Source organism: Streptomyces luteoverticillatus, from assembly GCF_003970715.1.
Classification (GTDB): domain Bacteria; phylum Actinomycetota; class Actinomycetes; order Streptomycetales; family Streptomycetaceae; genus Streptomyces; species Streptomyces abikoensis.
The window spans coordinates 1,404,608-1,426,400 of sequence record NZ_CP034587.1 but is presented as its reverse complement, the minus strand read 5'-3'; the positions used below and the strand labels follow the sequence as shown (position 1 = coordinate 1,426,400).

Sequence of the window (21,793 nt, the reverse complement as noted above, 5' to 3'; positions counted from 1 at the left end):
GGAAGGAGCACTACCGATGGGCGAGGGGTACGCATGACCGACACCGGCCGGTTCCCGGACGAGGGACAGCCGGAGAACGCAGGCGCACTGCCCGGCCATCCGCTTTCCGCGGATGGCGCGGCCCCTGCCGACACCGGGGATCCCTCCGCCTACTCCTACCTCGACCACGACGTCGCGGACGAGGACGACCTGCTGCTGATGCCGGGTGCCCAGGGCGCCTGGAGCGAGCAGCCCGCCGCGCCCGGCGGCACCCACGAGACGGGTGGCCGCGACACCGGCTCCCTCGACTACACGAGCGTGCGCGCCCCGGCGCAGGCCGCCGCGCCCGCGCCGCCGCGCCGCCCGCTCCACCTGGGCCCGCCCGTGCCGGAGCCCAACAGCGGCGTCGTCCGCTCCCTCGCCGACCGCGGCCCCGCGGCCCCGCAGCAGCCCGTCGGCTCCCCGGTCCGCCCGCCGGCGCCGCCGGTCGGGGGCGTCGAGTACCTCGACGTTCCGCCGGCGGACGGCGTTCCGCACGCGGAGGTACCGCCGGTGGACGCCGCGCCGGTGGAGGTTCCGCCCGTGGACGTTCCGCCCGTGGCCTTCGTGCCGCCGCAGCACACGGCCGACGCGGTCCTGGCCGCCCACGACATAGCTGCCGCCGGCGGCCCCGCGACGGCTCCTGACGACGGCTCGGCCGCCGCGTCCGGCGTCCCGGGCCCGCGCGTCCCGGAGCCCGCACCCGTCATGACGGTCGCCCCCGGCGCCGCCCAGGCCCTCGTCGACCGAGTGGCACCGACACCGCCGGCGGGTACGCCGCTGGGCGGAATCGCGCCGTCGGACGGTGCGGGAGTGGCGGCTGAGGCGCCGGCTGAGGCCGCGTCGGCCGAGGCCGTGCCGGTTGACGCCGTCGCGGGTGCGCCGAGTGCCGAGCCGACGGCTGAGGACGTCGCGCCCGAGCAGGCGCCCGCGCCCGTCGACGTGCCGTCGGTCGTGGACGTGCCGGTTGACGCCGCCGTGCCGGGTGACGTGCCGTCCGCTGAGGCGGGCACCGCGCCGGAACCGATCCCCGCGGGTACGCAGGTGGGCGAGAGTGTTGAGGAGGCGGCCGCGGCCGTGGCAGATGGCGCACAGTCGGCCGAGGCCGCCGAGCCGGTCGCCGGAGGCGCGCCCGCTGACGTGCCGTCGGCTGCGGTACCGCCGCAGGAGACCGCCCCGGCCGCGCCGGTTGAGGCCGTTCCGGGCCCCGCACAGCAGGTGACGGCCCCCACGGTGGCCGAGCCCGCCGTCCCGGCGCCCGCGCAGGGCGTGCCCGCCGGGGTGCGGGGCATGGGAGTCATGGCGTTCCTCGACGCCCCCGTCCCGCTGGCCGCGGTCGACGCCATGCCCGCCCCCGAGGCGGTCACCGCCTCCCCGGCCGTTGTCGTCGCCGACGCCCAGACGGCCGTGGACCAGACGGCCGTGGACGGGACCGTCGCCGGAGGCGGACAGTCCGTCCCGGCACCGGTTGAGGCCGTTCAGGCAGCGGTCGCCCCCGTGGTTGAGGGTGCGGCGGCACAGGCTTCCGCTGTCACCGCGATCGAGGATGCGGTGCCCCAGGCCGCCGTCGCCATCGACGGCGGTGTGCCCGTGGCCGGTCAGGCGGCCGACGTCTCCCTGACCGACGGCACGGCGCCGCCGGCTGCGTCTGCCGCCGGAGCCGGGCAGCCCGTTCCGGCGCAGTCCGACGCCGCCGCCGACAACGCGTCCCTGCCGACGGCTGACGCCTCCGCGACGGAAGGCGCGGCCCCGCAGGCGGCCGTGCCCGCCGTGGCGACGGAGGGATCCGCTGCCGACGGCGGGCAGTCCGACACCGGCGTCGACGGCGACGCCCCCGCGACCGGCGACGCGGCTTCACCGGCCGCCTCCGCCGCCGGCGGTGAGCAGCCGGACGCCGCTGTCGTCACCGACATCGCCGGTGCTCCGCAGGTGCCCGCCGCGACGGCCGCTCCCGCCACCGGCGGCGAGCAGTCCGACGCCGCCGCGCCGCAGGCCGCTCCTGAGGGGACCGCGCCCGCGCAGACCGGCACTGTCGTCGCCGACGCCCCGCACGCGGCTGGGGGCGAGGTCGAGACCGGGGTCGCCGTCGCCGTGGCCGCGCCCGCGCCGTCCGTGTCCGGCGCTCCGCAGACGGCCGACGCCGCCGCGCCGGAGGCCGCCGCCCCCGTCGCCGAGGACGAGCAGCCCGGGGCCGACGTTGCCGCGCCCGCGCAGGCCGCGACCACCGTCGCCGCCGTGCCGCAGGCCGCACCGGTTGCCGAGGGCGAGCAGCCCGCGCCCGACGTCGCCGCGTCCGAGCAGGCCGTGGCCGCCGACGCCGCCGCGCCGCCGCAGACGGCCTCCGAGGTCGCCGCGCCTGCGCAGACCCAGACCGTCGAGGCCGCAGCTGTCGCCGCCGTGCCGCAGGCCGCCGCCCCCGTCGCCGAGGACGAGCAGCCCATGCCCGACGTCGCCGCGCCCGCACAGGCCGGGACCCCCGTGGCCGACGTGCCGCAATCGGCCGAGGCCGCCACCGACGCCGCCGCGCCGCAGGCCGGCGCTCCCGTTGTCGAGGACGAGCCGGCCGCCGCCGACGTGGCCACGCCCGCGCAGGCCGGGACCGCTGTCGCCGGCGCCCCGCAATCGGCCGAGGTCGTCGCCGAGGCCGTCGCCGCCGCGCCGCAGGCGGCTCCCGCTACCGAGGGCGAGCAGGCTGCCCCCGACGTCGCCGCGCTCGCGCAGTCCGTGCCCGGCGCTCCGCAGACGGCCGACGCCGCCGCGCCGCAGGCCGCCGCTCCCGCCCCCGTCGCCGAGGACGAGCCGGTCGCCGACGTCGCCGTGCCCGCGCAGGCCGGGACCGCCGTCGTCGGCACCCCGCAATCGGCCGATGCCGAGGCCGAGGCCGAGACCGGCGCCGCAGTCGACGCCGCCGCCCCCCAGGCGGCCGCCGCCCCCGCCGCCAACGGCGAGCAGCCCGCGCCCGACGACGCTCCCGCCGTCCCCGCCACCGCCGGTGAGCCCACCGACGGCACCCCCAGCCCCCCGCAGGGGACCCGGCCGACGGCTACGCCGCCGCCGAGCGCGCCGCCGTGCATCGTGTGATGCGCGAGCGCCGCGACATCCGCAAGGGCTTCCGGAGGGACCCCGTCCCGCCCGAGGTGCTGCTGCGCGTCCTCGAGGCCGCGCACACCGCGCCCAGCGTGGGGCACTCCCAGCCCTGGGACTTCGTCGTCATCCGCTCCGCGGAGACCCGCAAGACCATGCACGACCTGGTCGCCCGGCAGCGCGAGGCGTACGCGAAGTCGCTGCCGAAGGCCCGGGCCAAGCAGTTCAAGGAACTGAAGATCGAGGCGATCCTCGACACGCCCGTCAACATCGTCGTCACCGCCGACCCCACCCGGGGCGGCCGCCACACCCTGGGCCGGCACACCCAGCCCCAGATGGCGCCGTACTCCTCCGCGCTCGCCGTCGAGAACCTCTGGCTCGCCGCCCGCGCCGAGGGCCTCGGCGTCGGCTGGGTCAGCTTCTTCGACGAGCGCGAGATGGTCCGCGCCCTCGGGCTGCCCGAGCACCTGGAGGTCGTCGCCTACCTGTGCGTCGGCTACGTCGACGAGTTCCCGGACGAGCCCGAGCTGATGCAGGCGGGCTGGTCGAAGCGGCGGCCGCTGTCGTGGGTCGTCCACGAGGAGGAGTACGGGCGCCGGGCGCTGCCCGGCGAGGACCCGCACGACCTGCTCGCCGAGACCCTGCGCGGCATCCGCCCGCTGGACGCCAAGGCGCTCGGCGAGGCGTGGGAGCGCCAGAAGCGGATGACCAAGCCGTCCGGCGCGCTCGGCATGCTGGAGATCATCTCCGCGCAGCTGTGCGGGCTGTCCCGCAAGTGCCCGCCGCCGATCCCGGAGCCCGCGGCCGTCGCGATCTTCGCCGGCGACCACGGGGTGCACAACCAGGGCGTCACTGCCTGGCCCCAGGAGGTCACCTCCCAGATGGTGGCCAACTTCCTGGGCGGCGGCGCCGTGTGCAACGCCTTCGCCAACCAGGTCGGCGCCGAGGTCTGCGTCGTGGACGTGGGCGTCGCGGGCGAGCTGCCCAGCACGCCCGGCCTGCTGCCGCGCAAGATCCGGCCCGGTACGAACGACTTCACCACCGGCCCCGCGATGACGCGCGAGGAGGCGATGCGCGCCCTCGAGGTGGGCATCGAGACCGCCCGCGACCTGGTCACCGCCGGGAACAAGGCGCTGCTCACCGGTGAGATGGGCATCGCCAACACCACGGTGTCGGCCGCCCTGATCGCCGTCTACACCGGCGCCGACCCGGCCGAGATCACCGGGCGTGGCACGGGCATCAACGACGAGATGCACGCCCGCAAGGTCGACGTGGTGCGCCGGGCCCTGGAGCTCCACCAGCCTGACCCCAAGGACCCGATCGGCGTCCTCGCCGCCATCGGCGGCCTGGAGCACGCCGCGATGGTCGGCCTGATCCTGGGCGGCGCCTCGCTGCGGACGCCGGTGATCCTGGACGGTGTGAGCGCGGGGGCCGCGGCCCTCGTAGCGCGCGCCATCGCGCCGGAGGCGCTCGCCGCGTGCATCGCCGGTCACCGCAGTGCGGAGCCCGGCCATGTCGCCGCGCTCACCAAGCTCGGCCTGCGGCCGCTCGTCGACCTCGACCTGCGGCTCGGCGAGGGCACGGGGGCGTTGCTGGCGTTGCCTGTGGTGCAGAGCGCTGCGCGGGCGATGCATGAGGTGGCCACGTTCGATACGGCGGGGGTCAGCGAGAAGGGCTGACCTGTCCGGTCGCGGGCGACCGTTCCGCCCCGGCGGAACGGTCGCCCGCGACCGAACACCCCGTAAGGTGTCCCCACCAGCGCATTCGTACGGAGGAGACCTGCTCATGGCCCGGATCGAACAAGCCGCTTACCCCGTTGGACTGCGTCTTGCCGGTCGTCGTGTGGTCGTCCTCGGCGGCGGGCAGGTCGCCCAGCGGCGGTTGCCCGCCCTGATAGCCGCGGGGGCCGACGTCCTGCTGGTCTCCCCGTCCGCCACCGCCTCCGTCGAGGCCATGGTCGACGCCGGTGAACTGCGCTGGGAGCGCCGCCGCTACCGCGACGGCGACCTCGACGGTGCCTGGTACGCCCTGATCTCCACCGACGACCCCGCCGCCAACGAGGCGGCCTCCGCCGAGGCCGAGGCCCGCCGGGTCTGGGCCGTGCGCAGCGACGACGCGGGCGCCGCCACCGCCTGGACGCCCGCCACCGGACGGAGCGAGGGCGTCACCGTCGCCGTGCTCACCGGGCAGGATCCGCGCCGCTCCGCCGCCGTGCGGGACGCCATCGTGGAGGGCCTGCGCGACGGTTCGCTGGCCGCGCCGCACTACCGGGCCCGCGCCGCGAGCGACGGCCGTGTCGCCCTCGTCGGCGGCGGCCCCGGCGACCCCGACCTGATCACCGTGCGCGGCCGCCGGCTGCTCGCCGAGGCCGACGTCGTCATCGCCGACCGCCTCGGCCCCCGCGACCTCCTCGCCGAACTGCCCCCGCACGTCGAGGTCATCGACGCGGCGAAGATCCCCTACGGGCGGGCCATGGCCCAGGAGGCCATCAACGCCGCCCTCGTCGAGCACGCCAAGGCCGGCAAGGCCGTCGTCCGGCTCAAGGGCGGCGACCCCTTCGTCTTCGGGCGCGGCATGGAGGAGGTCCAGGCCCTGGCGGAGCACGGCATACCCTGCACCGTCGTCCCCGGCATCTCCAGCTCCATCAGCGTGCCGGGCGTCGCCGGAATCCCCGTCACCCACCGCGCGGTCGCCCATGAGTTCACCGTGGCCAGCGGCCACGTCGCTCCTGACGACCCGCGCTCGCTGGCCGACTGGTCGGCGCTGGCGCGGCTGCGCGGCACCCTCGTCCTCCTGATGGCCGTCGAGAACATCGGCGCGATCGCCGAGACGCTCGTCCGCCACGGACGCCCGGCCGGCACGCCCGTCGCGGTCGTCCAGGAGGGCACCACGGCCGCCCAGCGCCGCCTGGACGCCACCCTGGAGACCGTCGCCGAGCGGGTGCGGGCCGAGGGCATACGCCCCCCGGCCGTCATCGTGATCGGCGACGTCGTCACGGTCGGCCCGCGCGACGGCGACTGACCGGCCCCTTCCGCGAGCACACCACCACCGGCACCACGAGCACGACAAGGCGGCGCCCCATGGCCGACATCATCACCATCGACGACCCCGAGGACCCGCGCCTCACCGACTACACCGGCCTGACCGACGTCGAGCTGCGCCGCCGCCGCGAGCCCGCCGAGGGGCTCTTCATCGCGGAGGGCGAGAAGGTCATCCGGCGCGCGGGCCAGGCCGGCTACGCGATGCGGTCGATGCTGCTGACGGCCAAGTGGGTCGAGGTGATGCGCGACGTCATCGACGAGAGCCCCGCCCCCGTCTACGTCGTCACCCCGGAGCTGGCCGAACGGGTGACGGGCTATCACGTCCACCGGGGCGCGCTCGCCTCGATGGAGCGCAAGGCGCTGCCGGAGGCGGGGGAGCTGCTGCGTACCGCCCGCCGCGTCGTGGTGATGGAACGGATCAACGACCACACCAACATCGGGGCCATTTTCCGCAGCGCGGCCGCCCTCGGCATGGACGCGGTGCTGCTCTCGCCGGACTGCGCCGACCCGCTCTACCGGCGTTCGGTGAAGGTGTCCATGGGCGCCGTCTTCTCCGTGCCCTACGCGCGCCTCGCGTCCTGGCCCCGCGATCTGGAGACCGTCCGCGAGGCGGGCTTCCGGATCCTGGCCCTCACCCCGGCCGAGAAGGCCACCTCGATGGACGACGCGGCCCCGCACCGCCTGGAGCGGGTCGCGCTGATGCTCGGCGCGGAAGGTGACGGCCTGTCCGATCGCGCCCTGCGCGCCTCGGACGAGTGGGTGCGCATCCCCATGGCCCACGGCGTGGACTCGCTCAACGTCGGAGCGGCCGCCGCCGTGGCCTTCTACGCGGTCACGAGCGGGCGTCCCCAGGACTGACCGCCCCGGGCGCGCCCATGGTGGTCACCGGCGTCGAGGGCACCCCGCCCAGGGAGCGGGCCGGGCCCTGGCAGCCCTGGGCCGCCGCGATGCCCAGGGCGACCAGCAGCGTCACCACCACGAACACGATCAGCCGCTGCCGCAGCAGCTTGCGGTCCGGGCCCGGCCGCCGGGCGCCCGCGCCCGTCCGGGCCCCGGGGCGGGAACGCCGGCCGGCGGCGGCGGGCCGCTGCGGGGCGGGCCGCCGCTCCGGCGCCCGTACGCCCTCGGCCGGGCGCTCGGGGGTGTGCGGCCGCTGCGGGCGGGGCGTGGGCGCGCCGGCCGGACGGCGCTCGGTGCGCTGCCGCTCGTACTGCGCGGCGCTGCGCGCCGACGGGCGGTCCGGCTCACGGCGGGGGGCCGGCGGCCGGCCCTCGCTGATGCCGTGGGCCTCGCGGGCCGCGATCTCCTTCAGGCGCAGCGACAGCTGAAGGGTGCTGGGCCGTTCCTCGGGGTCCTTGGCCAGGCAGGCGTGGATCAGCGGCGCCAGCGCGTCGGGGACGCCCATGAGCTGCGGTTCCTCGTGGACCACGCGATAGAGCATCACCTCCGAACTGCCCTGCCCGAACGGAGAGTCCGCCGTGCAGGCGTAGGCGAGGGTGGCGCCCAGCGCGAAGACGTCCGTCGCCGGCGTCACGGCCGCGCCGCGCACCTGCTCGGGTGCCAGGAAGCCGGGGGATCCCACCGCCGTGCCCACATGGGTGAGGGTGGAGGCCCCGGTCGCCCAGGCGATGCCGAAGTCGATGATGCGGGGGCCCTTGGGGGAGAGCAGGATGTTGGAGGGCTTGAGGTCGCGGTGGACCACCCCCGCGTCGTGCACCGCGAGCAGCCCCTCGGCCAACGCGGCCCCGATGGAAGCGGTCTGAGCCGCCGACAGGGGCCCTTCCTCGTTCACCTTGTCGTGGAGCGAGGGCCCGGGCACGTACTGCGTGGCGAACCACGGACGGTCCGCTTCCAGGTCGGCGGCCACCAGCCGCGCCGTACAGCCGCCGCGGATCCGCCGCGCGGCGGAGACCTCCCGGGCGAAGCGGGAACGGAACTCCTGGTCCTCCGCCAGATCCGGCCGGATCACCTTCAGCGCCACCCGCTGGCCGCGCCGGTCCGAGCCCAGGTAGACCACGCCCATGCCGCCCGCGCCGAGCCGCCGGTGCAGCCGGAAGGAGCCGACGACTCGCGGGTCCTCGCGCCGGAGCCGCATCATCGTCATCTTCGTCCCCTACCTCCGGTGGGGCTGCCCCACGTAGCTGCCCGGCCTCTGACGAGCCACAGCTTACGGATTGACGGACGGTCGCGCTCAGAGGCCGCGCATGCGTCGGCCGGTGGATTGCCGCCGCCGGGGCGGGGCGGCGCGGGCCGCCCCGGGGGCGCCGGGCGCCCGGCCACGGCCCCGGGACGGCCTCTCAAGATCCCGTACGGAGAAGGGGATTGACGCGGTCCGCGGTGGCCCGGCGGGGCGGAGGCCGCCCGCCCGGGGCATGACCCGAACGTATGACGCGGTGGGGGAGGGGGCCGGGGGGAGGGCCGCACGGGCGACCCACCGGGACGGGCGGGAAGTGAGGGAAGTCACCCGGGGGGTGCCCCCTGGGGGAAGACCCTGGGGCCGGGGCCGTCGTTCTCCACCCCTGGGAGTAGCCCGGGCCGCCCGGCGTCATCCTCCCGGAGAACGCCCAAGGGGTACGAGGGCATGACGACCGGGCCGGGCGCCGCGCCTAGATTGGAGGGCAAGCGGCGGGTACGCATACTCGTCCCCCGAGGTCAGGTGCCCGCCGCTCCCAAGACGGCAGATGAGAAGGAGCGGGGCGGTGGCGGACATCGCGGGGCGCACGGCCCACCGGACGCCCGGCCGGGCGCCGGCCCACCAGGTCGTGGACGTCCTGGGCGACCGTCCCTCGCCCACCCGGCACCCGCTGGTCGCGGCGGCCATGGTGCTGCCGCTGGCGGTGCTCCTCGCCGTCGTCTTCGGCGGCTGGGACGCCGTCGTCACTCAGGCGTCGTCCGTGGCCGGACTGCTGGGGCGCTGAAAAGCGGCCCACAGGGCCCGGGAGAGCGGCCCGGGCCGGGCGGACCGGTCATAAACCCCGTGGGGACGGGGGTGCGGCGGACGGCACGACGGCCGGGTACCTGGGGAGGTACCCGGCCGTCGCGTTTCCGCAGGTCAGAGACAGGAAAACAGCCAGGGCCGGAGCTCTTTCGAGCCCCGGCCCCGGCCGGTCGTGTGCGCGATACTGGGATTGAACCAGTGACCTCTTCCGTGTCAGGGAAGCGCTCTCCCGCTGAGCTAATCGCGCGGGAAGGTCCATGGGGACCTGGTGGACGATACTGGGATTGAACCAGTGACCTCTTCCGTGTCAGGGAAGCGCTCTCCCGCTGAGCTAATCGTCCGGGATGGTGCTGTGTGCCGCGTGCGCGATACTGGGATTGAACCAGTGACCTCTTCCGTGTCAGGGAAGCGCTCTCCCGCTGAGCTAATCGCGCGGGAAGGTCCGTGCGGACCTGGTGGACGATACTGGGATTGAACCAGTGACCTCTTCCGTGTCAGGGAAGCGCTCTCCCGCTGAGCTAATCGTCCTTGGAGGTGGAGACGGGATTTGAACCCGTGTAGACGGCTTTGCAGGCCGTTGCCTCGCCTCTCGGCCACTCCACCAGGAGTGCGGGGGTTCGGGAAGATCCCCCAACTCGAGCGGACGACGAGACTCGAACTCGCGACATCCACCTTGGCAAGGTGGTGCTCTACCAACTGAGCTACGTCCGCATTTGGCCTCTCCCAGGGGTTTCACCCGGGAGCTGCTCTCCGCCGTTTCGCTTCCGCGTCCCGGCGACGTGTTGAACTTTAGCGGATTCCGGCGCCAGCTCAAATTCCGTTTGCCCAGCATGCTGCGCTGATCGTTCCCGGGGACGTCGTCCGGCCGTCGTCCGGAGGCCCCCGGAGGGCCCCGCCATAGACTCGATGACGTGCACAGCCTCCTCCCGACGCCCTCCCCGATGGCTCGCTTCGGCGGCCTCCTCGCCACCGACCTGCGCGACGTCACCACCGACCCGGCGGCCCTGGAATCCACCGGCTGGTGGGCCGTCGTCGCCGACTTCGAGGGAGCGCTGTACTGCGCCCGCTTCGGCGACGTACGCCCCGCCCCCGCGCCCGGCCCCGAGGCGGGCGCCTCCTGGCGCGGCCCCGCCCCCGACACCTGGACCAGTTCCCTGGACCGCGACGGCTACATCGCGGGCGTCCGGCGCGTCCGCGAGCACATCGCGGCCGGCGAGGTCTACCAGGCCAACCTCTGCCGCGTGCTGAGCGCGCCGCTGCCCGACGCGGACCGCGCCGACGTCGACGCCCTCACCGCGCTGCTGGCCCGCGGCAACCCCGCCCCCTACGCGGGCACCGTCCGGCTGCCCGCCCACGGCATCGAGGTGGCCACCGCCTCCCCCGAGCTCTATCTCCGCCGCGAGGGCACGACGATCACCTCGGGCCCCATCAAGGGCACCGGCCGCACCGCCGCCGACCTGCTGGAGAAGGACCACGCCGAGAACGTGATGATCGTGGACCTGGTCCGCAACGACCTCGGCCGCGTCTGCGCCACCGGATCGGTGACCGTCCCCGAGCTCTGCGCCGTCGAACCCCACCCCGGCCTGGTCCACCTCGTCTCCACCGTGCGCGGGGAACTCGACGGGGGAGCGGGCTGGCCCGAACTGCTCGCCGCCACCTTCCCGCCCGGCTCGGTCACCGGCGCCCCCAAGAGCAGCGCCCTGCGGATCATCGAGGCCCTGGAGACCGCGCCCCGCGGCCCCTACTGCGGAGGCATCGGCTGGGTGGACGCCGACCGGGGCACCGGCGAGCTCGCGGTGGGCATCCGCACCTTCTGGATCGACCGCACCGCCACCGGCGGCCCGGTGCTGCGCTTCGGCACCGGCGCGGGCATCACCTGGGGCTCCGACCCCGAGCGCGAGTGGGCCGAGACGGAACTCAAGGCCGCCCGCCTCCTCGCGATAGCGTCGGGCACACACCAGCCGGCAGGAGGGACGGAACGGTGATCATCTGGAGCGATGGCGCGCTCCGCGACGCGGACAGCGCGCGCGTGTCGGTGTTCGACCACGGACTCACGGTCGGCGACGGCGTCTTCGAGACCCTCAAGGCGGCCGACGGCAGGGCCTTCGCCATGACCCGCCATCTGGCCCGGCTCGCCTCCTCGGCCCGTCTCCTGGGCCTGCCCGAGCCCGACCTCGACGAGGTCCGCCGGGCCTGCGAGGCGGTCCTGGCGGCCAACCGCATGCCGCTCGGCAGGCTGCGCGTCACCTACACCGGCGGCATCGCCCCCCTCGGCTCCGACCGCGGCGACACCCGGCCCACCCTCGTGGTCGCCCTCGCCGAGCACACGGCCCCCGCCCCCGCCACGGCCGCCGTCACCGTCCCCTGGACCCGCAACGAGCGCGGCGCCCTCGTCGGCGCCAAGTCCACCTCGTACGCGGAGAACGTCGTCGCCCTCGCCCACGCCCGCTCCCACGGCGCCACCGAGGCGCTGTTCGCCAACACCGTCGGCGCGCTCTGCGAGGGCACCGGCTCCAACGTCTTCGTCGTCCTCGACGGCGAGCTCCACACCCCGGCGCTCTCCTCCGGCTGCCTGCCCGGCATCACCCGCGCCCTCGTCGTCGAGTGGGCCGGCGCCGAGGAGACCGAGCTGCCCTTCGACGTCCTGGAGCGCGCCGAGGAGGTCTTCCTGACCTCCTCCCTCCGCGACGTCCAGGCCGTCCGCGCCCTCGACGGCCGTCAACTGCCCGGCGCCCCCGGCCCGGTGACGGCCAAGACGACGCAGATCTTCGAGGAGCGCTCGGCAGCGGACATCGATCCATAGCCCCCGACCGACCTCAATCGACGAAAGGCGCGTGACGGAGCGGCCGGGGCCCGGTACAACACCACCGTGACCACCACGCTGCGCCCCACCGCACCCGAACGGCGAGACCCGGACGGCCGGAGGTCCCGCTCCTACGACATCTGCGTCAACAGCAGGCCCGTCGGCAGGATCGATCTCGCCACCGACGCCCGCTTCGGCCCGGCCTTCGGCAGGATCGCCCGGCTCGCCGTCGACGAGCGCGACCGGCACCGGGGGCGCGGCACGGTCGCCCTGCTGGCCGCCGAGGAGGTGCTGCGCGGCTGGGGCTGCGGACAGGTGGCGGTGTCCGTCCCGGCGGACGCCACGGCCGCCCTGGGCCTGGTGGGCGCGCTCGGCTACACGGAACGCTCCCGCACCATGGCCAAGCGGCTGGGCACCGCCCCCGGCCTTCCGGCGGGCAGCGTGGCCCGGCCCATGGACGAGGACGACTTCGAGCGGTGGCAGGCCGGCGCCAAGGCCGGCTACGTCCAGGACCTGGTCGACCGGGGCGTGCCCCGGGACACGGCCGAGGCGGAGGCCGACCGCGACCACGCCTCGGCGCTGCCACGGGGGCAGGCCAGCCCCGGTGCCGTCTTCCGCGTCCTCGCCCACGACGGGGCGGACGTCGGCACGCTCTGGGTGATGCTGCGCGACACGGGGGCGTTCGTCTTCGACGTCGAGGTCGGCGAACCCTTCCGGGGGCGGGGCCACGGGCGCGCCCTGATGCACGTCGCCGAGCACGAGGGCCTGGCGGCCGGGGCCCGCACGATCGGACTCAAGGTGTTCGCGGGCAACGCCCCGGCACTGCGGCTGTACGAGTCGCTCGGGTACCGGCCGACCGAGTACCACCTGTACAAGCCGCTGCTGTGAGCCGACAGCGGGCCCCGTCAGGGGCGCGGGGAACCGCGCGACCAGCCGGAAACGACCTGCGGCCGACGGACGGCCGTCGTTGAACGGCGAGAAGCCGGTCCGAGCCGGCTGCAGGCCGTCCGCGGCCGGTCGCGCGGTTCCCCGCGCCCCTGACGGGGCTCAGCCCGCCAGGAGACGGTCCGCGATCTCTGCGATCCGCTCGCGAAGACCCTCCTGGCTCTTGCCGCCGTCCAGCCGCTCGCCGCCGATGACGTACGTGGGCGTGCCCGTCACGCCGATCGCCTTGCCCTCGGCCTGGTCGGCGTCCACGATCAGCATGTGCCGGCCGTCGATGAGCGCGGTGTCGACCTCCTCCGCGTCCAGGCCCAGCTCCTTCGCGACCGCGACCAGCACCTGCTCGCCCCGGGCGCCGAGCTCCTCGGTCCGCGCCAGCACGGCCTCCGCGTACTCCCAGCCCTTGCCCTGCTCGGCCGCCTCCTCGGCGGCCTGCGCCGCCGCGTAGGAGTGCTTGTGCTTCTCCAGCGGGAAGTGCCGCAGCCGGATCTCCAGCCGGTCGCCGTAACGGGCGCGCAGCGCCCGGATGTCGTCGAGGGACTGGTGGCAGTCGGGGCACTGGAGCTCGCACCAGACGTCGAGCACGGCGGGGGAGATGTCGGAATCGCTCATGGGGCCAGTCTTTCAGCCCGTGCCGCGAGGTGCCGTCTCGGCCCCGGGGAGGAGACGGCCTCGGGGTGACCCGGAGATCTCCCGGATCCCGGGCCCGTTCGTGGCCGTTCCGGGGACGTCCGGTGCACGATGGAAGACGAAAGGACGTCACCGGCGGGAGGACCCGGATGCTGACCTCGACCGTATGCGCCGCGGTGTCCGCCGCAGGCCTGGGCATCGCCCTGGTGACGGCGTACCGCAAGCGCTTCCGCGCCGCGATCCGCCTGGCGGCGTGGTCGCTCATCCCCGTCGGGCTGGTGATGACGGGCGTCGTCGACTGGCTCACGGGGCTGGTCCTCAAGCCGACCGTGTGGGCGGGCTTCGGTGTGCTGGCGCTGTCGGCCCTGCTCTTCCTGGCCGGCCGGGCGGCCGACCGCCGGAGCGGCGGCCGCAAGGAGCGCCGGGCCGCCGCCGGCGCCCCGGGCCGCGAGGTCGTGGCGCCCGCCGCCTCCGCGCCCTCGCTCGGGCCCGCGCGCCGGAAGAAGCCCGCCTCGGGTGCCTCCGGCGCGTCGGGCGACGAGGACTTCTCCGATATCGAAGCGATACTGAAGAAACACGGAATCTGACGAACTTCCGCCGAACTCCCTCGCATGAGTGAACAGTTGGTGAGTGTGGGCAGCCGGGCTGCGCCATGATCTCCCGGAGATGAACGACGAACCGGCCGAGATCACCGATGAACCGCGCGGCTGTCTGTTCGCGCTGTCCCAACCGCCGCTGATGTTCTTCCTGGCCTTTGTCGGGACGCTGATCCTGCTGACCGCCGTGCACGACCTGTACCGCTGGTGACGCGCCACGACCGCCGGACGGTCAGTCCCCGGCCTCCCGGCGGCGGGCCCGGTAGGCGGCGACGTGCAGACGGTTGCCGCAGGTGCGGCCGTCGCAGTAGCGCCGTGAACGATTGCGGGAGAGATCGACGAAGGCGCGTCCGCAGCCCGGTGCCGCGCAGCGCCGCAGCCGCTCCAGCTCGCCCTCCACCAGCAGGAAGGCCAGCGCCATGCCGCCGTCCGCCGCGAGGTGCTCGGCGAGCGAGGCGCCGGGCGCGAAGTAGTGGACGTGCCAGGGATGGCCGTCGTGGTTGGTCAGCCGGGGCGTGGTGCCCGCCTCGGCGACCAGGGCGTTGAGCAGCCCCGCCGCGGTCGGCGCCGCCGGGGCGTCGAACACCTGGGTGAGCCGGTCGCGTATGGAGCGCACGGCCGCCAGGTCCTGCTCACCGAGCGCCCCGATGCCGTTGATCTCGTGCCGCTCGGCGAATCCCCGCAGCGCGGGCAGACCGTCGAGGTCGGTGTTCAGCAGATCGACGACGCTGTCGAGCGTGCGCCGGGTGTCGTGATTGATCAGCACGGATCGTTCGCTCCCCTGGCCGGACGGACGAAGGCGGCAAGTGTTCGACCGCGGGGAGGGACTTTAGCGGCTCCGGAACGCGACAGCGCCGTCGCCCGTGGTGGTTCCACGGTGACGGCGCGGTGTCGTGCCCCGGTTGGGACGGGACAAGTGGCGCGCGGCCTCCCCGAGTGGGCCGAGCGCGCTTAGGTCAGCTCCGGTCCGTAGACGTCAGCTCTCGGCCAGGATGTGCGAGAGCTCCGTGTCCAGATCGAAGTGACGGTGTTCGGTGCCCGGTGGGACGGCGGCGTCGGTCCTCTTCAGGAACGACTCCAGAGCGCGCGCCGGGGCCTCCAGGAGGGCCTCGCCCTCCGGCGAACTCAGCGCGATGCAGACGACGCCCTGTCCGTGGCTGCGGGATGGCCACACGCGGACGTCGCCGGTGCCGGTGGGCCGGTGAAGGCCCTCCGCGAGCAGGTCCCGGGCGAAGACCCACTCGACGGTCTCTTCGGCTCCGGTGTGGAAGGTGGCGTGCACGGCATACGGATCGGCCGTGTCGTACCGCAGGCCTGCGGGAACAGGCAGTGAGGATTCGCTCGACACAACGAGGCGCAGGTGCAGCTCGCAGCTGACCGTGGTGTTCATAAGCGCCAGGGCCTTTCGCTCAGTGTGCGCTCGGGGATTCGCACGTCGGCGAAATCGACATGCCACCTACGGTGCCGTTGTAAACCCCTCTGACCGTTTTGAGACTGTTCGGATACCTCGGACGGCCGAGTCGTTCCGGCGCGGGTACCGCCGAACCGGTGAGTTCCGGACTTTCCGGTACGTTGGTTCGTATGAACGCGGAGAGTGACCAGCGGACCGCCGCCGGGGCCGAGGGCTCCGGCACCGACCGGGAACGGCTCGGCTCCCGGGCCCCGCACTTCGTCCGGCGCTCCAGGGCCCTGCATCTGAGCTGGCAGGCCGGCGTCTTCGTCGTCGGGCTGGCGGTGGTCGTCGCGGGAATCGTGATGCTGCCCCTGCCCGGCCCCGGCTGGCTGGTGATCTTCGCCGGCATGGCGATCTGGGCCACCGAGTTCGTCTGGGCCCAGCTCGTGCTCCGCTGGACCAGGCGCAAGGTCACCGAGGCGGCCCGGCGCGCGCTCGACCCCCGGGTGCGCCGCCGCAACATCGCCCTCACCGTCACCGGGCTGGTGATCGTCGCCGGGCTCGTGGCCGCGTACGTCGCCCAGTACGGGCTCGAGGTGCCGTGGCGGGCCGGCGACTGACCCGGCCGCGCCGCTGACCAGGCACGCGCGGTTCGGAGCACCGTCTGACATGCGGTAATGTTTGCGGTGCGCCCGGGCGATTAGCTCAGCGGGAGAGCGCTTCGTTCACACCGAAGAGGTCACTGGTTCGATCCCAGTATCGCCCACGTAACGGACCGAGGGTCCGCGAGGTTCACCCCTTGCGGACCCTCGGTTTTTCGTATGCGCTGGCAGGCATGCCGCGTCGTCGCACGCCCTCCGTCCACCACTACCGCTTCCGCGACGCGTGGGCCCTGCCCGCGCCGCCGGACGCCGTCTACGCCGTGCTGGCGGACGCGGAGGGCTACCCCGCCTGGTGGCCGCAGGTCCGCCGCGTCGAGGGTGCCGACGACATCAGCGGCACCGTGCGCTTCCGCTCCCTGCTGCCCTACGAGCTCGTGATCGCCGCCCGGGAGAGCCGGCGCGACCCCGTCGCCGGGGTCCTGGAGATCGTGATGACCGGTGATCTCGAGGGCTGGGCCCGCTGGACGATCCGCTCCGACGGCGCCGGCGGCAGCGTCGCCCGCTTCGAGCAGGACGTCGACGTCCGCAAACCCCTGATGCGCCGCCTCGCCCTCCCCGGCCGCCCCTCTTCCTCGCCAACCACGCCTGGATGATGCGCGCCGGCCATCGCGGCCTGCGGGCCCTGCTGGAGCGCCGGAACCCGGGGATTTGAAGGACGGCCGCCGCGACCTGTATTGTTCAGTGCGTCGCCGGGGGAACCCGGTGCGAATCCCGGGCGATTAGCTCAGCGGGAGAGCGCTTCGTTCACACCGAAGAGGTCACTGGTTCGATCCCAGTATCGCCCACATCACCGGAAGGCCGGTCCGTCAAGTGACGGACCGGCCTTCCGCGTTGTCGCCCGGCCGTACCGGAAGCCCGAGCCCCGGGAGCCCCGGTTCCGGGGTCCCGTGTCTCACGCCGCCGCCGTCAGCTCCGGCCGGAGCGGCCACGCGGGATCGCACTGCTCCTCGGAGCCGTTGCGCGCGAACCACGCCTGCAGACCGCGCGCCTGCGCCGCGTGCCACACCGCCTGCCGGGTGTGGAGCTCCGGCGGGCTCAGCCGCTCCAGACGCGAGGCGAACCGCCGCCCCACCGCCCGGACGACCTCCAGCGTGGCCGCCGCGTCCGCCGCCGCGTCATGCGCCCCCGTCAGCTCCACCCCGTACTGCCGGCACAGGTCCGAAAGGGTGCGGCGGCCCTTGCGGTAGCGGTCCAGGTGCTTGTCCAGCACCCAGGGGTCCAGCACGCACAGCGCGGCGCCCCCCAGATAGCCGGCCAGCGACGACGCCCGGTGCCGCCGCAACTCCCGGTCCAGCATCGTCAGGTCGAACGGCGCGTTCATCACCGCCAGGGGTATCCCGCGCGCCGCGTGGCCCGCCAGGGCCCGGGCCACCTCCTCCATCACCGGCGCCGGCCAGCGGCCGTGCCGTTGCAGATGTTCCTCGTCCAGCCCGTGTATCGCGGCGGCCTCCTCCGGCACGGGAACCCCCGGATTCACCAGCCACCGGGTGATGACCGGCGCCGCCCCCGCCTGCGACTGCGTCACGAAGGCCGCCGAGACGATCCGGTCCTGCTCCACGTCCACCCCGGTCGTCTCGGTGTCGAAGGCCGCGAGCGGCCCCTCGAACCAGCACGGCATGGCACAACTCCTCAGCCTTGTCCGACACATGGCGTGTTTCCCCTCCCCGCCAGGTGATACCCGGGCATCCCCGTACCCGAACCGCCCCTGTTTGCCGGGGAGTTCGTGTGGAGACAACACAGATGTACGACCCTTTACGCACCCAGCACCGGCGAGCCCGGAAGGTTTTTCGGACATGGCGCTCGCTCAGCCCGACCCGGCCGCCCCCGTGACCCGCCCGCCCGCCGGGCCGCTCACGGCCCGGCGCGGCACCCTCGCCACGACCGCGTGCATGGAGACCCTCCAGATCGGCTACCTCCACGCCGTCGCGGCCGCCGCGGGCTGCTCCCTCGCCCAGCCCTTCCCCGACAACGGCATCGACTGGCACGTCAGCCACAGCGCCCCCGGCCACGAGGCCGACGACGAGGTCACCATCAAGGTGCAGCTCAAGAGCACCTACCAGCTGGCCCCCCGGCTCCCCGGCCCGCCGGGCCGGGCGACGCCCCGGACGTTCGGCTTCACCCTCGACAACGCCCACCTGGTCAAGCTGGCCCGCACCCCCGTCTCGGTCCACAAGATCCTCGTCGTGATGATCGTGCCCCGGGCCCCGGAGGACTGGCTGCGGGCCGGCCACGACCACCTCGCGCTGCGCCACTGCTGCTACTGGACCAACCTCGCCGGCCACCCCGTGACCGGCAGGAGCCGGACCACCGTGCGGATCCCGACCTCGCGGGTCTTCGACGACCGAGCGCTCTGCGAGATCATGACCCGGGTCGGGGCGGGAGGGAGACCCTGATGCACCGGCCGACCGAAGATGTGCCGCACCACCCCGACCCCGCCGTCCTCGGCGCCCTGCTCGCCCGCCACGGCTGGCGGCGGCGCGGCGGAGAGCCCGGGCGCTACGGCCGCTGGACGCCCCCCGACCGGCCCGGCACCAGCCTCCTCGTGCCCGAGAGCCGCGCCTATCCCGACAGCGCCGATCTCCTCGCCGAGGCCCTCACCGCCCTGGAGCGCTGCGCCGCGCCGTCCGCCCGCGACATCCTCGTCGCGCTGCGGCTGCCCAGCGACGAGATCCGCTGGTCGCGGGAGGTCGCCGAGCCCCGGGCCCCGGCCGCCGCGTGGGGCGCCCAGGAACGGCTGCGCACCGGGGCGCGCGCCATGCTGCTGGCCGCCGCCCAGACCGCCGGGGGCCGGGCCGGGTTCCACGGCGCCCGGCGCCGCCGGCAGGCCGAGGCGGCCCTGGCCGCGGTGCTCGCCGGGCCCGCCGCCGGCGGCCGGGAGCTCGCCGCGTTCGTGCCCGTCGACGGGCCCCCCGAGGGCGGCCGCGCGCTGGTCGGCGCGCTGCTCAGGGCGCTCCAGGCGGCCCGGGACGCCACCGACTACCGGCGCGCCACCGGCCGGACGGACGCCTTCGACGCCGCCGTGGAGGCCGGGGTCTGCCAGGAGCTCACCCAGGCCCTGGCCACCCTGGTCGGCGGCTCCGAGGGGATCCGGATCGCCGTGGAGTGGGCGCCCGCCGCGGGGACGCCGCACGGCTTCGCCGCCCGGCCCGAGCCGGTGGAGTTCTCGCCCGGCGATCTGCCCGCCCTTAGGGAGGCAGGGGCCCGCTACATCCGCGACGAGCCCTCGGTGCCCGTCCGCCTCACCGGGACGGTGGTGCGGATGCGGCGCGAGACGCCCGGCGGCGCGGGTGTGGTGCGGCTGAGGGTGCTGGCCGGGGCCGATGTGGCCCAGGTGCGGATCGCTCTCGACGAGGAGGACTACCGGGTCGCGGGCCACGCCCACCTGGCCGGGGTGCCCGTCACCGTCGAGGGGCGGCTGGAGAGCCGGGGCGGCTTCCGGCGGCTGGCCGAGGCCCGGGGCGTCCTGCCCGTCCAGGTGGACGAGGCGGAGCGGGACCGGCTGCTGAAGCACCTCCAGGAGAACCTCGACCTCTTCGGGGAGCGGCGCGACGCCGATTAGCGCGCCTGGCGAGCGATAACCGTTTAGCGACCACCAGGCCGGGCTCGGTACGATTCAGGCGCGCAGCGTCCGCTGCGGCGCCCCAGATGTCAGGAGAGACCGGTGTCAGACGTCCGTGTGATCATCCAACGCGATTCCGAGCGGGAAGAGCGCGTGGTGACGACGGGCACCACGGCCGCCGACCTCTTCTCCGGTGAGCGCACCGTCGTCGCCGCCCGGATCGCGGGCGAGCTGAAGGACCTGGCGTACGTCGTCGCCGACGGCGAGGAGATCGAGCCCGTCGAGGTCACCTCCCAGGACGGCCTGAACATCCTGCGCCACTCGACCGCGCACGTCATGGCCCAGGCCGTGCAGGAGCTCTTCCCCGAGGCCAAGCTGGGCATCGGCCCGCCGGTCAAGGACGGCTTCTACTACGACTTCGACGTCGAGAAGCCCTTCCACCCCGATGACCTCAAGCTCATCGAGAAGAAGATGCAGGAGATCATCAAGCGGGGGCAGAAGTTCTCCCGCCGCGTGGTCACCGACGAGGCCGCCCGCGAGGAGCTGGCCGACGAGCCGTACAAGCTGGAGCTGATCGGCCTCAAGGGCTCCGCCTCGCACGACGACGGCGCGGACGTCGAGGTGGGCGCCGGCGAGCTGACCATCTACGACAACCTGGACGCCAAGACCGGCGAGCTGTGCTGGAAGGACCTCTGCCGGGGTCCCCACCTGCCCACCACCCGGTTCGTCCCGGCCTTCAAGCTGATGCGCCAGGCCGCCGCGTACTGGCGGGGCAGCGAGAAGAACCCGCAGCTCCAGCGCATCTACGGCACCGCGTGGCCGACGAAGGACGAGCTCAAGGCGTACCTGGAGTTCCTCGCCGAGGCCGAGAAGCGCGACCACCGCAAGCTCGGCACCGAGCTGGACCTGTTCTCCTTCCCGGACGAGCTGGGCCCTGGCCTCGCGGTCTTCCACCCCAAGGGCGGCGTGATCCGCAAGGTGATGGAGGACTACTCCCGCCAGCGGCACGTGGACGCGGGCTACGAGTTCGTGAACACCCCGCACCTCTCGAAGGAGCAGCTCTTCGAGACCTCCGGGCACCTCCCGCACTACGCGGAGGGCATGTTCCCGCCCATCGAGTTCGACGGGCAGAACTACCGCCTGAAGGCCATGAACTGCCCGATGCACAACTTGATCTTCAAGTCGCGCGGGCGTTCCTACCGTGAGTTGCCGCTGCGTCTCTTCGAGTTCGGCACGGTCTACCGCTACGAGAAGTCCGGCGTGGTCCACGGCCTGACCCGCTCCCGCGGCTTCACCCAGGACGACTCCCACATCTACTGCACCAAGGAGCAGATGCCGGAGGAGCTGGACACGCTCCTGACCTTCGTCCTGGACCTGCTGCGCGACTACGGCCTGAACGAGTTCGAGCTGGAGCTGTCCACCCGCGACCCCGAGTCGGACAAGTTCATCGGCTCGGACGAGGACTGGGAGGAGGCCACCGAGGCGCTCCGCCAGGCCGCCGAGAAGCAGGGCCTCCCGCTCGTCCCCGACCCGGGCGGCGCCGCCTACTACGGCCCGAAGATCTCCGTCCAGGCGAAGGACGCCATCGGCCGCTCCTGGCAGATGTCGACCCTCCAGGTGGACTTCAACCAGCCCAAGCGCTTCGGCCTGGAGTACACCGCGGCGGACGGCTCCCGCCAGCAGCCCGTCATGCTCCACCGCGCGCTGTTCGGCTCCATCGAGCGGTTCTTCGGCGTGCTGCTGGAGCACTACGCGGGCGCCTTCCCGGCGTGGCTGGCCCCCGTGCAGGCGGTCGGCATCCCGGTCGGCGACACGCACGTGGAGTACCTGCGGGAGTTCGCCGCCGACGCGAAGAAGGCGGGCCTGCGCGTCGAGGTCGACGCCTCGTCCGACCGCATGCAGAAGAAGATCAGGAACCACCAGAAGCTGAAGGTCCCGTTCATGATCATCGTCGGTGACGACGACATGAACGCGGGCACGGTCTCCTTCCGCTACCGGGACGGTTCGCAGGAGAACGGCATCCCGCGCGACGAGGCCATCGCGAAGATCGTGAAGGCCGTCGAGGACCGCGTCCAGGTCTGAGTCCCGGCCTGACCGGATCGCAGGGGCCCCGGAGCGTCACCGACG

General features: G+C 74.2%; 17 protein-coding genes, 8 tRNA genes and 2 pseudogenes. 16 read left to right on the top strand and 11 right to left on the bottom strand.

The window, feature by feature from the left end; genetic code table 11:
* Nucleotides 1-1,308 precede the first annotated feature (1,308 nt).
* The 3 genes and pseudogenes from cobT to EKH77_RS05835 all read left to right on the top strand — a co-directional run bounded on the left by cobT (nucleotide 1,309) and on the right by EKH77_RS05835 (nucleotide 7,001).
* A pseudogene (gene cobT, locus EKH77_RS34300) lies at nucleotides 1,309-4,781 on the top strand (nicotinate-nucleotide--dimethylbenzimidazole phosphoribosyltransferase).
* Between the two features lie 106 nt (nucleotides 4,782-4,887).
* Nucleotides 4,888-6,123 (top strand): uroporphyrinogen-III C-methyltransferase, encoded by a 1,236-nt coding sequence (gene cobA / locus EKH77_RS05840; protein WP_126913364.1) that lies wholly within the window; start codon nucleotides 4,888-4,890, stop codon nucleotides 6,121-6,123.
* A 59-nt stretch (nucleotides 6,124-6,182) separates the two neighbouring features.
* Nucleotides 6,183-7,001, top strand: coding sequence for a TrmH family RNA methyltransferase (locus EKH77_RS05835; RefSeq protein ID WP_126913363.1), 819 nt, complete (start codon nucleotides 6,183-6,185; stop codon nucleotides 6,999-7,001).
* Here the strand turns inward: EKH77_RS05835 and EKH77_RS05830 are convergent.
* Nucleotides 6,976-8,247 carry a serine/threonine-protein kinase gene (locus EKH77_RS05830; RefSeq protein ID WP_126913362.1) on the bottom strand — a complete coding sequence of 424 codons (1,272 nt, stop codon included), beginning with the start codon at nucleotides 8,245-8,247 and terminating at the stop codon, nucleotides 6,976-6,978. The genes EKH77_RS05835 and EKH77_RS05830 overlap by 26 nt on opposite strands.
* Nucleotides 8,248-8,842: 595 nt before the next feature.
* Here EKH77_RS05830 and EKH77_RS05825 point away from each other — a divergent pair.
* A complete protein-coding gene (locus tag EKH77_RS05825) occupies nucleotides 8,843-9,061 on the top strand; it encodes a hypothetical protein (protein ID WP_126913361.1) in 219 nt (72 codons plus the stop codon).
* A gap of 195 nt (nucleotides 9,062-9,256) precedes the next feature.
* On the opposite strand, the gene EKH77_RS05820 is transcribed toward EKH77_RS05825, so the two are convergent.
* The 6 genes from EKH77_RS05820 to EKH77_RS05795 form a co-directional block, all read right to left on the bottom strand.
* Nucleotides 9,257-9,328: transfer RNA gene (locus EKH77_RS05820), tRNA-Val, on the bottom strand.
* A gap of 19 nt (nucleotides 9,329-9,347) precedes the next feature.
* A tRNA-Val gene (locus EKH77_RS05815) sits at nucleotides 9,348-9,422 on the bottom strand.
* Between the two features lie 21 nt (nucleotides 9,423-9,443).
* Nucleotides 9,444-9,515 (bottom strand) — tRNA-Val (locus tag EKH77_RS05810).
* Between the two features lie 19 nt (nucleotides 9,516-9,534).
* Nucleotides 9,535-9,609 (bottom strand) — tRNA-Val (locus EKH77_RS05805).
* A 1-nt stretch (nucleotide 9,610) separates the two neighbouring features.
* Nucleotides 9,611-9,684: transfer RNA gene (locus EKH77_RS05800), tRNA-Cys, on the bottom strand.
* A 35-nt stretch (nucleotides 9,685-9,719) separates the two neighbouring features.
* Nucleotides 9,720-9,792: transfer RNA gene (locus tag EKH77_RS05795), tRNA-Gly, on the bottom strand.
* 230 nt (nucleotides 9,793-10,022) lie between these two features.
* Between EKH77_RS05795 and EKH77_RS05790 the strand changes: the two genes are divergently transcribed.
* From EKH77_RS05790 to EKH77_RS05780, 3 genes are all read left to right on the top strand, one after another.
* Nucleotides 10,023-11,066, top strand: a complete 1,044-nt coding sequence (locus EKH77_RS05790; protein ID WP_126917893.1) for a chorismate-binding protein — start codon at nucleotides 10,023-10,025, stop codon at nucleotides 11,064-11,066.
* Nucleotides 11,063-11,884, top strand: a complete 822-nt coding sequence (locus tag EKH77_RS05785; RefSeq protein ID WP_126913360.1) for an aminotransferase class IV — start codon at nucleotides 11,063-11,065, stop codon at nucleotides 11,882-11,884. Before EKH77_RS05790 ends, EKH77_RS05785 begins: the two co-directional genes overlap by 4 nt.
* Before the next feature lie 66 nt (nucleotides 11,885-11,950).
* A complete protein-coding gene (locus EKH77_RS05780; RefSeq protein WP_126913359.1) occupies nucleotides 11,951-12,772 on the top strand; it encodes a GNAT family N-acetyltransferase in 822 nt (273 codons plus the stop codon).
* Between the two features lie 159 nt (nucleotides 12,773-12,931).
* On the opposite strand, the gene EKH77_RS05775 is transcribed toward EKH77_RS05780, so the two are convergent.
* Nucleotides 12,932-13,438 carry a DsbA family protein gene (locus tag EKH77_RS05775; RefSeq protein WP_126913358.1) on the bottom strand — a complete coding sequence of 169 codons (507 nt, stop codon included), beginning with the start codon at nucleotides 13,436-13,438 and terminating at the stop codon, nucleotides 12,932-12,934.
* Between the two features lie 167 nt (nucleotides 13,439-13,605).
* Between EKH77_RS05775 and EKH77_RS05770 the strand changes: the two genes are divergently transcribed.
* Nucleotides 13,606-14,043 (top strand): hypothetical protein, encoded by a 438-nt coding sequence (locus EKH77_RS05770; protein ID WP_126913357.1) that lies wholly within the window; start codon nucleotides 13,606-13,608, stop codon nucleotides 14,041-14,043.
* A 79-nt stretch (nucleotides 14,044-14,122) separates the two neighbouring features.
* Nucleotides 14,123-14,263: a hypothetical protein gene (locus tag EKH77_RS32925; RefSeq protein ID WP_164737750.1), complete on the top strand. Its 141-nt coding sequence runs from the start codon at nucleotides 14,123-14,125 to the stop codon at nucleotides 14,261-14,263.
* Nucleotides 14,264-14,284: 21 nt separating this feature from the next.
* On the opposite strand, the gene EKH77_RS05765 is transcribed toward EKH77_RS32925, so the two are convergent.
* Both EKH77_RS05765 and EKH77_RS05760 read right to left on the bottom strand, forming a co-directional pair.
* On the bottom strand, nucleotides 14,285-14,818 hold the full coding sequence (locus EKH77_RS05765; RefSeq protein ID WP_126913356.1) for a CGNR zinc finger domain-containing protein: 534 nt from the start codon (nucleotides 14,816-14,818) through the stop codon (nucleotides 14,285-14,287).
* A gap of 210 nt (nucleotides 14,819-15,028) precedes the next feature.
* Nucleotides 15,029-15,442, bottom strand: coding sequence for an SsgA family sporulation/cell division regulator (locus EKH77_RS05760; RefSeq protein WP_003959770.1), 414 nt, complete (start codon nucleotides 15,440-15,442; stop codon nucleotides 15,029-15,031).
* A 191-nt stretch (nucleotides 15,443-15,633) separates the two neighbouring features.
* On the opposite strand from EKH77_RS05760, the gene EKH77_RS05755 reads away from it, so the two are divergent.
* From EKH77_RS05755 to EKH77_RS05740, 4 genes and pseudogenes are all read left to right on the top strand, one after another.
* A complete protein-coding gene (locus EKH77_RS05755) occupies nucleotides 15,634-16,065 on the top strand; it encodes a TIGR02611 family protein (protein ID WP_126913355.1) in 432 nt (143 codons plus the stop codon).
* 74 nt (nucleotides 16,066-16,139) lie between these two features.
* A tRNA-Val gene (locus EKH77_RS05750) sits at nucleotides 16,140-16,211 on the top strand.
* Between the two features lie 69 nt (nucleotides 16,212-16,280).
* Nucleotides 16,281-16,759 (top strand): annotated as a pseudogene (locus EKH77_RS05745) (SRPBCC family protein).
* A 61-nt stretch (nucleotides 16,760-16,820) separates the two neighbouring features.
* Nucleotides 16,821-16,892, top strand: a tRNA-Val gene (locus EKH77_RS05740).
* 107 nt (nucleotides 16,893-16,999) lie between these two features.
* On the opposite strand, the gene EKH77_RS05735 is transcribed toward EKH77_RS05740, so the two are convergent.
* Nucleotides 17,000-17,725 carry an exonuclease domain-containing protein gene (locus tag EKH77_RS05735; RefSeq protein WP_126913354.1) on the bottom strand — a complete coding sequence of 242 codons (726 nt, stop codon included), beginning with the start codon at nucleotides 17,723-17,725 and terminating at the stop codon, nucleotides 17,000-17,002.
* 175 nt (nucleotides 17,726-17,900) lie between these two features.
* Here EKH77_RS05735 and EKH77_RS05730 point away from each other — a divergent pair, with 175 nt between their 5' ends.
* The 3 genes from EKH77_RS05730 (at nucleotide 17,901) to thrS (ending at nucleotide 21,748) form a co-directional block, all read left to right on the top strand.
* Complete coding sequence (locus tag EKH77_RS05730) at nucleotides 17,901-18,500, top strand: DUF4365 domain-containing protein (protein WP_126913353.1); 600 nt, start codon at nucleotides 17,901-17,903, stop codon at nucleotides 18,498-18,500.
* A complete protein-coding gene (locus tag EKH77_RS05725) occupies nucleotides 18,500-19,666 on the top strand; it encodes a hypothetical protein (protein WP_126913352.1) in 1,167 nt (388 codons plus the stop codon). Before EKH77_RS05730 ends, EKH77_RS05725 begins: the two co-directional genes overlap by 1 nt.
* A gap of 102 nt (nucleotides 19,667-19,768) precedes the next feature.
* On the top strand, nucleotides 19,769-21,748 hold the full coding sequence (gene thrS, locus EKH77_RS05720; RefSeq protein ID WP_126913351.1) for a threonine--tRNA ligase: 1,980 nt from the start codon (nucleotides 19,769-19,771) through the stop codon (nucleotides 21,746-21,748).
* The last annotated feature ends 45 nt before the right edge of the window (nucleotides 21,749-21,793 follow it).